10 protein-coding genes and 1 pseudogene are annotated in these 12,300 nt (G+C 71.1%); 7 read left to right on the top strand and 4 right to left on the bottom strand.

What is annotated here, in order from left to right; genetic code table 11:
- The 6 genes and pseudogenes from IPZ69_RS44220 to IPZ69_RS44195 all read left to right on the top strand — a co-directional run.
- Positions 1-285 (top strand): antibiotic biosynthesis monooxygenase family protein (locus IPZ69_RS44220; protein ID WP_235460564.1); only part of this gene is annotated, 285 nt, incomplete at its 5' end.
- 78 nt (positions 286-363) lie between these two features.
- A complete protein-coding gene (locus tag IPZ69_RS44215) occupies positions 364-1,104 on the top strand; it encodes a response regulator transcription factor (protein WP_235460563.1) in 741 nt (246 codons plus the stop codon).
- Positions 1,101-2,759: a HAMP domain-containing sensor histidine kinase gene (locus IPZ69_RS44210; protein ID WP_308407609.1), complete on the top strand. Its 1,659-nt coding sequence runs from the start codon at positions 1,101-1,103 to the stop codon at positions 2,757-2,759. Before IPZ69_RS44215 ends, IPZ69_RS44210 begins: the two co-directional genes overlap by 4 nt.
- Positions 2,760-2,773: 14 nt before the next feature.
- Positions 2,774-4,249, top strand: a complete 1,476-nt coding sequence (locus IPZ69_RS44205; protein WP_235460561.1) for a bifunctional glycosyltransferase family 2/GtrA family protein — start codon at positions 2,774-2,776, stop codon at positions 4,247-4,249.
- On the top strand, positions 4,246-6,429 hold the full coding sequence (locus tag IPZ69_RS44200; RefSeq protein WP_235460560.1) for an ArnT family glycosyltransferase: 2,184 nt from the start codon (positions 4,246-4,248) through the stop codon (positions 6,427-6,429). Before IPZ69_RS44205 ends, IPZ69_RS44200 begins: the two co-directional genes overlap by 4 nt.
- Before the next feature lie 152 nt (positions 6,430-6,581).
- Positions 6,582-6,921 (top strand): annotated as a pseudogene (locus tag IPZ69_RS44195) (hypothetical protein).
- Positions 6,922-7,122: 201 nt separating this feature from the next.
- Here the strand turns inward: IPZ69_RS44195 and IPZ69_RS44190 are convergent.
- From IPZ69_RS44190 to IPZ69_RS44175, 4 genes are all read right to left on the bottom strand, one after another.
- Entirely contained in the window at positions 7,123-7,593 is a 471-nt protein-coding gene (locus tag IPZ69_RS44190) for a PPOX class F420-dependent oxidoreductase (protein ID WP_235460559.1), read from the bottom strand.
- A 61-nt stretch (positions 7,594-7,654) separates the two neighbouring features.
- Positions 7,655-8,476, bottom strand: coding sequence for a YceI family protein (locus IPZ69_RS44185; RefSeq protein WP_235460558.1), 822 nt, complete (start codon positions 8,474-8,476; stop codon positions 7,655-7,657).
- 100 nt (positions 8,477-8,576) lie between these two features.
- Positions 8,577-11,108 carry an MFS transporter gene (locus IPZ69_RS44180; protein ID WP_235460557.1) on the bottom strand — a complete coding sequence of 844 codons (2,532 nt, stop codon included), beginning with the start codon at positions 11,106-11,108 and terminating at the stop codon, positions 8,577-8,579.
- A 19-nt stretch (positions 11,109-11,127) separates the two neighbouring features.
- Complete coding sequence (locus IPZ69_RS44175) at positions 11,128-11,700, bottom strand: MarR family winged helix-turn-helix transcriptional regulator (RefSeq protein WP_235460556.1); 573 nt, start codon at positions 11,698-11,700, stop codon at positions 11,128-11,130.
- Between the two features lie 257 nt (positions 11,701-11,957).
- Here IPZ69_RS44175 and IPZ69_RS44170 point away from each other — a divergent pair, with 257 nt between their 5' ends.
- Positions 11,958-12,152 (top strand): hypothetical protein, encoded by a 195-nt coding sequence (locus tag IPZ69_RS44170; protein ID WP_235460555.1) that lies wholly within the window; start codon positions 11,958-11,960, stop codon positions 12,150-12,152.
- The last annotated feature ends 148 nt before the right edge of the window (positions 12,153-12,300 follow it).

Genomic DNA, 12,300 nt, shown 5'->3' with positions numbered 1-12,300 from the left:
GAGGACGGCGAAGGGTACGCCCGGACCGCCGAGCGGCTCGGCGAGCTGGTGAAGAGCATCCCCGGCTTCCTCGGCGAGGACAGCGCGCACACCCCCGGCGGGCTCGCGATCTCCGTCGCCTACTTCCGCGATCTCGCGGGCATCGACGCCTGGCGGCACGACGCGCGGCACCGGGAGGCCAAGCGGTACGGTCGGGAGCACTGGTACGAGCGGTACGCGATCCACATCGCCCGCGTGGAGCACAGCCACGGCTTCACCCGCAGGGATTTCCCAGGTGCCGCCTGAGAGGCACCTGTGTGTTTCTTAGGGAAATCACAGATTAGTGAAAGCGTGTTCTCAGAGGACCCCGACATGGTGTCCACCATGACCACGACCTCGCCCCAGGCGCGCACCGAACTGCTGAGGCCGGACGGGAGCCCCGTCCGAGTGCTTGTGGTGGACGACGAGCTGTCGATCACCGAACTCCTTTCCATGGCCCTTCGTTACGAGGGCTGGCAGATCAGGAGTGTGGGTGACGGGCACGGAGCCGTCCAGACGGCCCGCGAGTTCCGGCCGGACGCCGTCGTCCTCGACATGATGCTGCCCGACATGGACGGCCTCGCGGTCCTGGGGCGCCTCAGGCGCGAGCTGCCCGACGTGCCCGTCCTGTTCCTGACGGCCAAGGACGCGGTCGAGGACCGTATCGCCGGGCTCACCGCAGGCGGCGACGACTACGTCACCAAGCCGTTCAGCCTGGAGGAGGTCGTCGCCCGGCTGCGCGGACTCATCCGCCGCTCGGGCGCGGCCGACCGGCGGTCCGACTCCGTGCTCGTCGTCGGCGAACTGACCCTGGACGAGGACAGCCACGAGGTGTCGCGGGGCGGGGAGAACATCCACCTCACCGCCACCGAGTTCGAGCTGCTGCGCTTCCTGATGCGCAACCCGCGGCGCGTGCTCAGCAAGGCACAGATCCTGGACCGCGTGTGGTCGTACGACTTCGGCGGCCAGGCCAACGTGGTCGAGCTCTACATCTCGTACCTGCGCAGAAAGATCGACGCCGGCCGGGAGCCGATGATCCACACCCGTCGCGGGGCCGGTTACCTGATCAAGCCAGCCGCGTCATGAGCGGGCGACGACGGCCGCGTACGCAGAAGAGACATGGGGGTCCCCCCGCTCGAGCGAAGTCGAGAATGGGGGAGGGACAGCCGCGGACCCTGCGGGCGCGGCTCGTCGTCGCGTCCGTGGTGCTGATCGCCGTGGTGTGCGCGGTGATCGGCACCGTCACGACGCTCGCGCTGCGGTCCCACTTGTACGACCAGCTGAACAGCCGGCTCGGTGAGGTCGCGGGGCGGGCCTCCGGCGGCCTAGGTCCGCCCGGCGGCGCCAAGAACGACCCCCACCTGCCCGACGAACAGCTCGGCAGACCGGTCGACCTCTCCGAATTCGTCACCAATGGCCCGCAGCCCCAGGGCACGCTCGTCGGCAAGATCGTGAACGGCACGGTCACCGATGCCAAGCGCGGCGAGAAGTCGAAGAACAGCAGCGGCTTCTTCGACATGAACCCCAAGCCCCTCACCGAGTCCCAGATCAGGGTGCTCAACTCCGTTCCCCAGGACAGGGGCATCCACACCGTCGACCTCCCGGGCCTCGGCACCTACCAGGTGATGTACGCGACGGGCGTCAACGGCACGTACTACGTGGCGATCCCGACCATCGACGCCGACAGCACTATCAACACCCTCATCCTCGTCGAGGTCTGCGTCACCGCCGCCGGCCTCATCGCCGCCTCCCTCGCCGGCACGGTCATCGTCGGCGTCGCCACCCGCCCCCTGCGCCGTGTCGCCGCCACCGCCACCCGGGTCTCCGAACTGCCCCTGCACACCGGCGAGGTCAACCTCAGCGAGCGCGTCCCGGAGTCCGAGACCGACCCGCACACCGAGGTCGGCCAGGTCGGCGCCGCGCTCAACCGGATGCTCGACCACGTCCACGGCGCCCTGCACGCCCGCCAGCAGAGCGAGACGCGGGTACGGCAGTTCGTCGCGGACGCCAGTCACGAACTCCGGACGCCCCTCGCCTCCATCCGGGGCTACGCCGAGCTGACCAGGCGCGGACGCGAGCAGGTCGGGCCCGACACCCGGCACGCCCTGGGCCGTATCGAGTCCGAGGCGGGCCGGATGACCCTGCTCGTCGAGGACCTGCTCCTGCTGGCCCGCCTGGACGCCGGCCGGCCCCTCCAGTTCGAGCACACCGACCTCGTCCCGCTCGTCGTGGACACCATCAGCGACGCCCGCGCCGCCGGCATGGACCACAACTGGCGGCTCGAACTGCCCGACGAACCGGCCCTCGTGCCGGCGGACGCGGCACGGCTGCAACAGGTGCTGGTCAACCTGCTGGGCAACGCCCGCAAACACACCCCGCCCGGTACGACCGTCACGGCACGCGTGCAGCGCCGCGGAACATGGATGTGCGTGGACGTCGAGGACAACGGCCAGGGCATCGCGCCCGAACTGCTGCCGCACGTCTTCGAGCGGTTCGCGCGCGGCGACTCCGCGCGCTCCCGGGCCACCGGATCCACCGGACTCGGGCTCGCCATCGTGCAGGCGGTCGCGACCGCGCACGGCGGTGCCGTCACCGTCGACAGCGTCCCGGGGCGGACCGTGTTCACGGTTCACCTGCCCGCGCTCGGCCCCGCCGCGCCGCGGCCCGCCCCCGAAACGGACCGGCAGCCGCACTCACAGGCACAGCACAGCGCCACCACATGGGCGGAACAGGGCGCCTGACGAAAGTCGGTTCCATGCGAACCGACTCTTCTCCCGGCACCCTGCCGGCGCGGGAGCACCTCCCGGCCGGAAACGCCGGTACGCCTGTCCTGGACGTAGTGATCCCCGTCTACAACGAGGAGAAGGACCTCCGGCCGTGCGTGCTCCGACTGCACGAGCACCTCGTACGCACCTTCCCGTACGCGTTCCGCATCACGATCGCGGACAACGCGTCCACGGACACCACCCCGCTGGTGTCGGCGCGGCTGGAGGCGGAGATCCCCGAGGTCAGGTCCTTCCGGCTGGAGCAGAAGGGCCGCGGCCGGGCGCTGCGGACCGTCTGGTCCGCCTCGGACGCCCCGATCCTCGCGTACATGGACGTCGACCTGTCCACCGACCTCAACGCCCTGCTGCCCCTGGTGGCGCCGCTGATCTCGGGTCACTCGGACCTGGCGATCGGTTCCCGGCTGGCCCGCAGCTCGCGCGTGGTGCGCGGCGCCAAACGGGAGTTCATCAGCCGCTCCTACAACCTGATCCTGCGCGGCTCGCTGCAGGCCCGCTTCTCCGACGCGCAGTGCGGTTTCAAGGCGATCCGGCGTGACGTCGCCCAGGCGCTGCTGCCGCTGATCGAGGACACCGGCTGGTTCTTCGACACCGAGCTGCTGGTCCTCGCCGAACGCGCCGGGCTCCGTATCCACGAGGTGCCCGTCGACTGGGTCGACGACCCGGACTCGACCGTGCACATCGTGAAGACCGCGACCGACGACCTCAAGGGCGTGTGGCGCGTGGGCAAGGCCCTGGCCACCGGCTCGCTGCCGCTGGACCGGATGACCCGCCCGTTCGGCGACGACCCGCGCGACCGTGAGATCGAGGACGTGCCCAAGGGTCTGGCCCGCCAGCTCGTCGGGTTCTGCGTCGTCGGCGGCCTGTCGACCCTCTTCTACCTGCTGCTCTACAGCGGCTTCCGGCAGTTCTCCGGCTCGCAGATCGCCAACGCCCTCGCGCTGCTGGTCTCGGCCGTCGCGAACACGGCGGCCAACCGGCGCCTGACCTTCGGAGTGCGCGGCCGCGGCGGCGCCGTCCGGCACCAGGCGCAGGGCCTGGTCGTCTTCGGCATCGGCCTCGCCCTCACCAGCGGCTCCCTGGCCGCCCTGAACGCGGCCACCGGCAATCCCGCGCACTCCACCGAACTGGCGGTGCTCATCGCCGCCAACCTCGCGGCGACAGTGCTGCGCTTCCTGCTCTTCCGCGCGTGGGTCTTCCCCGACCGCGACGACACCGACCAGGTGTCGACGGTCGTGGCCGCGCACCATCCGTCCTCGCCGACCTACGCGACGACGGTTCCGTACCAGCCGGGCGGCACGCCGCTCCCGCAGCGCCCGGTGCCCTGCCCGCCGTACCAGACCACCCAGTTCCGCGCCGGTGAAGCCGCGGACGGCAACTGGAGGGACGCCACCATGCGACTGCAGCCGGTGCGCCCTCACGACACCGACCCGGGGGACCCCCGATGACCATCCAGTACGACCGCACGACCCACCCCGCGGTCCCCGCACCCGAGTCCGGCGAACCCCGGCAGCCCTTCGTACGGAGACTGTGGCGCGGCCGGCCCGAGGACCCGCGCTGTGTGCGCCCGGCCCTCCTCGGCCTGCTCGCCGTCACCTTCCTGCTCTACCTGTACAACCTGAGCGCCTCCGGCTACGCCAACTCCTTCTACTCGGCGGCCGTCCAGGCGGGCAGCACCTCCTGGAAGGCGTTCTTCTTCGGCTCGCTGGACGCGGGCAACGCCATCACCGTCGACAAGCCCCCGGCCGCGCTGTGGCCGATGGCCCTGTCGGTGCGGATCTTCGGCCTCAACTCCTGGGCGATCCTGGTGCCCGAGGTCGTCATGGGCGTCCTCACGGTCGCCGTGGTGTACGCGGCCGTGCGCCGCCGGTTCAGCCCCGCGGCCGGTCTGATCGCGGGCGCCGTGCTCGCGCTCACCCCCGTCGCGGCGCTGATGTTCCGGTTCAACAACCCGGACGCGCTGCTGGCGCTGCTGATGGCCGTCGCCTGCTACCTGGTGGTCCGGGCGCTGGAGGACGGCCGTACCAAGTGGCTCGTGTGGGCGGGCGTGGCGATCGGCTTCGCCTTCCTGGCCAAGACCCTGCAAGCCTTCCTGATCCTGCCGCCGCTGGCCCTCGTGTACGCGGTGTGCGCGCCGGTGCCGGTGCGCAGGCGCCTGGGACAGCTGGCCCTGGCCACCGTCGCGCTGGTGGTCTCCGGCGGCTGGTGGGTGGCGATCGTCGAGCTGTGGCCGGCGTCCTCCCGCCCGTACATCGGCGGCTCGCAGAACAACTCCTTCCTGGAACTGACCTTCGGCTACAACGGCCTCGGCCGGCTCAACGGCGACGAGACCGGCAGCGTGGGCGGCGGTGGCGGCGGTGGCGGCAACGGCACGAGCATGTGGGGCGAGACCGGCTGGGACCGGATGTTCAACTCCGAGATCGGTGGCCAGATCTCCTGGCTGCTGCCGGCCGCGCTGATCCTGCTCGTCGCGGGCCTGGTGGCCACGCGCAGGCTGAAGCGGACCTCCGTCACCCGGGGTTCGTTCCTGGTGTGGGGCGGCTCGCTGCTGATGACCATGGTCGTCTTCAGCTACATGGCGGGCATCTTCCACCAGTACTACACGGTGGCCCTCGCCCCCTACATCGCGGCCGTCGTCGGCATGGGCGCGGGCCTGCTGTGGGAGAAGCGCGCCGAGACATGGGCGTCGATCACCCTCGCCGCCTCGGTCGTCGCCGCCGCGGCCTGGGGCTACGTCCTGCTCAACCGCACCTCCGACTACCTGCCCTGGCTCAAGTGGCTGGTCCTGATCGGCGGCCTGACCGCGGCCCTGGGCCTGGTCTTCGCCGGCCGGGTGACCCGCCGGTTGGCCCTCGGGGCGGCGGCGGTCGGCCTGGTCGCGGCGCTCGCCGGTCCGACGGCGTACACCCTCAGCACGCTGCAGGAGGGCCACACCGGCTCCATCGTCACGGCGGGCCCGGCCGGCGCGAGCATGATGGGCGGCGGTCCCGGCGGTCCCGGTGGCGGGATGCGCGGCGGCAACGGCGCTCCCGGCGGCATGATGCCCGGCCAGAACCAGCAGGGACAGCAGAACGGCAACGGCCTGCCGGGCGGCGGCAACGGCGGCCTTGGCGGGATGCCGGGGCAGGGCCAGCCGGGCCAGCAGGGCCAGCCGGGTCAGCAGAACGGCAACGGGAACACCCCGGGCCAGGGCTTCCCCGGCGGCGGGCAGCTGGGCGAGGGCGGCGGCATGGGCCGTGCCGGCGGCGCCGGCGGTCTGCTCAACGGCGCGAGCGTCTCCTCGGCGGCCAAGAAGCTGCTGGAGACCGACGCGGACGACTACACCTGGGTCGCCGCGTCCATCGGCTCACAGAACGCCGCGAGCTACCAACTGGCCACCGGCGAGGCGGTGATGGCGATCGGCGGCTTCAACGGCACCGACCCGTCCCCGACGCTGGCCCAGTTCAAGAAGTACGTGGCGGACGGCAGGATCCACTACTTCATCTCCGGCGGCGGCATGGGCGGCGGCATGGGCGGCAACTCCAGTGGCACGTCCGCGCAGATCACCTCGTGGGTCCAGAACAACTTCAAGAAGGTGACGGCCGGTTCGTCCACCTTCTACGACCTCACACAGCGCACGAGCAACTGACGAGCAACTGACGGGCGGCCGACAGCGGACGAGAGGCGGTGGCCGAGAGGCCACCGCCTCTGCGTCGCGATCGCCCAGGAGCTCGGATGGGTACGGAAGGAGTGCGGGCCCAGCATCGAGGCAAGTGGTCGCGGTTCCAGGAAGGTACGCCGATGGTGAAGGCAGCCGAGCGGTCGGCGCGTACCAGCGTCTGGCTGGAGGACAAGGCGCGCCGCGGCGGGCGGGGCGGAGGACAGCCCGCCGGGCTCGACCGCGACCGGATCACCGAGGTCACCGCAGGGCTGCTGGACGCGGAGGGACTGGACAGATTCTCCATGCGGCGGCTCGCCGCCGAGCTGAACGTCACCGCGGACCGCCGACGTCATCAAGGAGTCCGAGGACATCATGGCGGCCCGCGGCGGTGACACGGTCGAGGAGATGCTCGACCGCGACTTCGCCTTCGCCCTGGACCTGCTGGTGGCCGGCATCGAGGCGATGGTCGCCCGCGGCTGACTAGGGGGTGTTGTTTGGATCAGGCCGGCCGTGACGAGCGGTGCGGTCTGGCCGACCTCGAGCGGGGTCTGGTGCGTGCAGCTGCAAGGCGGAGGAGGGAGTCGGCGAGTGACGACAACGCGGCTGGGGGTCCCCTGCTCGAAGAGCTTGGGGGAGTGCGTGCCAGGGCCCGCGACGCCAGGATGATCCAAACGACACCCCCTAGCCCTCGGACACCAGCCGCGCCGGAAAACCGCCGGTCGCCACCGGGCCCCAGCGTTCGGGGGTCACCCGGATGATGGACTTGCCCTGCTTGACCATCGCCTGCCGGTACTCGTCCCAGTCCGGGTGCTCGCCGGCGATGTTCCGGTAGTACTCGACCAGCGGTTCCACCGAGTCGGGTGAGTCGATGACCTCCGCCGTGCCGTCGATCTGGACCCACGGCCCGTTCCAGTCGTCGCTCAGCACGATCAGGGCGGCCCGCGGGTCCCGCTTGGCGTTACGGGTCTTGGCGCGCTCCGGGTAGGTGGAGACCACGATCCGGCCCGAGTCGTCGACCCCGCAGGTCAGCGGCGACCCCTGGGGGCCGCCGTCGGCCCGCCGGGTCAGCAGGATGGCGCGGTGACGGGGGCGTACGAAGTCCAGCAACTCGTCGAACGAGACGCTGGTGTTGCTCGCGATGTTCGGTGCCATGAGGGCAGCCTAGGGGCAGCCGGCCCGCCCCTGGCTGACCCTCTTGTGCGTACGTCCGCGGCTACGCCTGCGGCAGTGCGGAGCCCTGGACCGCCTGAATCTCCAGCTCGACCTTCAGCGTCGTACCGATGGCGGCGACGCCCGCCTGGACGATCTGGTTGTAGTTCATCGCGAAGTCCTCGCGGCGCAGCTCGGCCGTCGCCCGGAACGCGGCGCGGGTGCCGCCCCAGGGGTCGGAGCCGGTGCCGAGGTAGGCGAGGTCCAGGTCGACGGGGCGTACGACACCGTGCATCGCGAGCTCGCCGTGGACCTTCCAGCGGTCGGAGCCGGCCGCCGTCACACGGGTGGAGCGGTAGACGAGCTCGGGGTGCCGCTCGACGTCCAGGAAGTCCGCGGACCGCAGATGGGTGTCGCGCATGCCGTTGCCGGTGTCGATGGAGGCGGCGCGGATGGCGGCCTCGACGCGGGAGTGGGCGATGTCGTCCGCGGCGATCTCGATCGTGCCCGCGAACTCCGTGAACCGTCCCCGCACGCTGGAGATCCCCAGGTGCTGGGCGACGGCACCCACCGTGGAGTGCGCCGGGTCGATGGTCCACGGGCCGGGCGGCGGCAGCTCCGTGCCGCCCTGCCGGGCCAGCGTCACCGTGCCGACCTCGGCCCGGCCGCTCGCGGTGACGATCGCGCTGGCGGCGGCGGGCGCGTACCCGACGGCCGTGACGATCACCGTGTACGCCCCCGGGGCGAGCTCGGTCGTGTCCCGTACGGACCCCTCCGCGTCGGCCTCGGCGCGCAGCGCCTGCGCGCCCGCCATGTCGGTCACCGTGACGACCGCGTGTTGCACGGCCCATCCGTCCCGGGTGCGGATCCTCGCGGTCAGTCCCATCCCGTTCTCTCCCTGGAAAGCCGAATGAATTGCGCGTCATGAGACCGGCCCGCGGCGGGCGCGCTCCGAGGGAGGTGCGCCCGCCGCGGGCCGGGTGGGACTACTCGCCGGGGTGGGCGAGCTCGATGTCGTGGCCGTCGACTCCGGTGCCGTGCACCGTCAGGGCCGTCGCCACCGGCGGGTAGCCCGTCGCGATGACGGTGTACTCGCCGCCGTTCAGGTCGGCGAAGGCGTACGCCCCGTCCATGCCGGTGGTGGCCGTGCCGACCACGTTGCCCGCCGCGTCCACGAGGGTCACGCGGGCGTCGGCCAGCGGGCCGTGCGGGGCCCGCACGACACCGCGCAGCTGGGCGCCGACGTCCAGGTCGACCGCGACCCGGGTGACACCGGTGGTGCCGATCTCGACCGGCAGGGCGCGGGGCCGGTAGCCGGCCGCGTTCACCGCGACGGTCACCACGCCCGGCACCAGCTCGGTGAAGGCGAACTCGCCCTGGTCACCGGTGGCGGCGGTGGCCAGCAGGTCGCCGCGCACATCGGTGACGATGACCATCGCGTCCTTGACCGGCAGCGCGCTCGCGGCGCCCCGGACCACACCGCTCAGGCCGCTGGTGCCGCTGAGCAGGATGTCGTACGGCAGCGGCTCCTCGCCGACCACGATCGTGGACGCCTGCGGCTGGTAGCCGTCGGCGGCGGCGATCAGCACGTACGTACCGGTGCCCGGCGCGTCCAGCGCGTAGGCGCCGTCGGCCTGCGCGACCGAGCGGCCCAGCTGGCGGCCGGAGAGCGAGATCAGGGTGACCGCGGCCCGCGGGACCGGGGCGCTCTCGGCGCCGCGGACGAAGCCGTGCACCGGGGTGCCGCCGAGGGCGGACGGCTCGGGAACGGGGAGCGTGGCGACGGCGGTGAGCTGTGTGGCGGCGACAGCCTCGGCGCCCTCCGGACCGTCCTCGGCGTTCACGACCGGGACGGCCCAGCTCGGCACCGTCTCCTCGGCCGGGGCGGGGGCCGCGGCGGCCGGCACCTCGGCCGGGGCCTCCTGCGCGGTGGCCTGCGCCAGGGCGCCCTGCGTCCTCAGCGGGACCTCCTTGATGAACAGCGTGATCAGGAAGGCCAGCAGTGCCAGACCGGAGGCGATCATGAAGACGTCCGCGATGCCGTGGCCGTACGCGCTCTCGATGACCGTGCGCAGCGGCGCGGGCAGCTTGTCCAGGTCCGGGATGCTGCTGGTGGAGCCGGAACCGGAGGCGAGGTGGGCGTACTTGGGGCCGAGGTCGGCCAGGCCGTCCTTGACGTAGTCGGTGATCTTGTGGGCCATGACCGCGCCGAGCGCGGAGACACCCATCGCACCACCGAGGGAACGGAAGAAGGTGACCGTGGAGCTGGCGGAGCCGAGGTCGCTCGGGTCCACCTGGTTCTGCGTGGACAGCACCAGGTTCTGCATCATCATGCCGATGCCCAGGCCCAGCAGGGCCATGAAGATCGCCATCTTCCAGTAGGCCGTGTCGTACCGGATGCTGCCCAGCAGGGCCAGTCCGGCCGTCACCAGCACACCACCGCTGACCAGCCACGCCTTCCACTTGCCGGTCCGGGTGATGAACTGGCCGGAGACAGTGGAGGAGACGAACAGTCCGCCGATCATCGGGATCGTCAGGACACCCGACATGGTCGGGGACTCGCCCCGGGCCAGCTGGAAGTACTGGCTGAAGAAGACCGTGCCGGTGAACATCGCGACACCGACGAAGAGCGAGGCCATCGAGGAGAGGGTGATGGTGCGGTTGCGGAACAGCCGCAGCGGGATGATCGGCTCGCTGGCCTTGGACTCGACGAGGACGAACAACAGGCCCAGCGCGACCGAGCCGCCCACCATCGCGTACGTCTGCCACGACACCCAGTCGTACTTGTCACCGGCGAAGGTGACCCAGATCAGCAGCAGCGAGACGGCGGCGGAGATGAAGAAGGCACCGCCCCAGTCGACCTTCACGTCCCGCTTCACGACGGGCAGGTGCAGGGTCTTCTGCAGCACGATCAGCGCGATGACCGCGAAGGGCACGCCGACGTAGAAGCACCAGCGCCAGCCCAGCCAGTCGGTGTCGGTGATGACACCGCCGAGCAGCGGGCCGCCGACGGTGGCCACGGCGAAGGTCGCGCCGAGGTAGCCGGAGTAACGGCCGCGCTCACGCGGGGAGATCATCGCCGCCATGACGATCTGCGCCAGGGCGGAGAGACCGCCGACGCCTATGCCCTGGACGACACGGCAGGCGATCAGCATGCCGGCGTTCTGCGACAGACCGGCCGCCGCGGATCCGAGCACATAGATGACGAGCGCTATCTGGACGAGCGCCTTCTTGCTGTACAGGTCGGAGAGCTTGCCCCACAGGGGAGTGGCGGCCGTCATGGACAGCAGCGCGGCCGTCACGACCCAGGTGTAGGCGGACTGGCCGCCGCCGAGGTCGCCGATGATCTCGGGCAGCGCGTTGGACACGATCGTGGACGACAGGATCGCCACGAACATGCCGAGGAGCAGCCCGGACAGGGCCTCCATGATCTGCCGGTGGGTCATCTGAACGCCGTCGGGGGAGCCTCCCCCGTGCTTGGCGTGAGCCCGCACACCGGCTGGTGTGGTCGTTGCCATGGGCTTCCTTCTCTTACGTCTACGCGGGTGTACGGGTGGTCTGTGAGGTCATGCCGAGCACGGGGGTGAGGACGGAGGCGGGGGCCGTCACCTGGGCCACGGCCCCGGCGCCGGCCTGGGTCTGGGTCTGGGTCTGGGCGGGCGACCGAGCGGGATGGAAGGACCGGCAATCGCCGAAGCACTCCCGCAGCCGGGTCATGAGCCGGATCAGCTGGTCGACCTCCTCGTCGGACCAGTCGCCCAGCCGCTCGGCCAGCAGCTCGGTGCTGCGCCGGGACAGCTCGCCGAGCATGGACTCGCCGGCCGCGGTGAGCCGCAGGATGCGCGAGCGCTTGTCCGCCGGGTCGGGGGACCGCTCGATCCAGCCCCGCTCGGCGACGTGCGCCACGTGCCGGCTCGTGACGGACATGTCGACGGCGAGCAGCTCGGCGAGCTTGCTCATGCGCATGTCGCCGTGGCGGCCGAGCAGCGTCAGTACGGCCGCGGAGCCGGCCGGGCAGTCGTGCGGAAGGATCCGCCCGAGGTCCCGTTTCACCGCTCCGAAGGCACTGAGCTGACGTGCCAGCTCCTCGAACTGCGCCTGCTCCGCCATCACACCTCCCGTATTCGTTGCTCAGGGCAACCATAGATATGTTTGGTTGCTGAAGGCAAACAAACGGGAGGCTTGCGGTCTAAAAACTTGGCAAAGGCAAGTATTGCAACCGTAAATACGCAGGTGGGGGCGGCATCGAGCTGCTCGGCAACCAGCAGCCCCCATCAGGGCAGCGCCCGAGGCCTCGAAACTCTGTACGGCCTCTTCACCGCCCCCCACTTGGGCAGCCCCACTGGACTTCGCTAATGTCTCGGGCCATGGCTAACACCCAGGGCCCCCAGGGCAACTACGACCCCGCCGGCAACACCCAGATGTTCCGCGCGTTCGTCGACGAGGCCCCCCAGTCCACGCAGCAGACCTCGGCCCCCGCGGGCCCCCGCATCGGCCTGATCGTCGGCATCATCGCGGCGGTAGCGGTCGTGGCGGCGGTGGCTTGGCTGGCGCTGAAGTAGCCCGCCGACCCGAAACAGGCTGAGCGCACTGCAGCGACTCAGCCACTCCATCACGCCCACACTCGGCAGGGTTTGCCCTGCTCTGTCGGGTCCCGCAGTGCTGTCCTGACCACCTGGGCCGGCCAACCTGCCCGGAGCAACCAACTCA

It is taken from the genome of Streptomyces olivochromogenes (genome assembly GCF_021538895.1).
Taxonomy (GTDB): domain Bacteria; phylum Actinomycetota; class Actinomycetes; order Streptomycetales; family Streptomycetaceae; genus Streptomyces; species Streptomyces olivochromogenes_A.
This window is presented reverse-complemented; position numbering and strand designations above follow the sequence as displayed.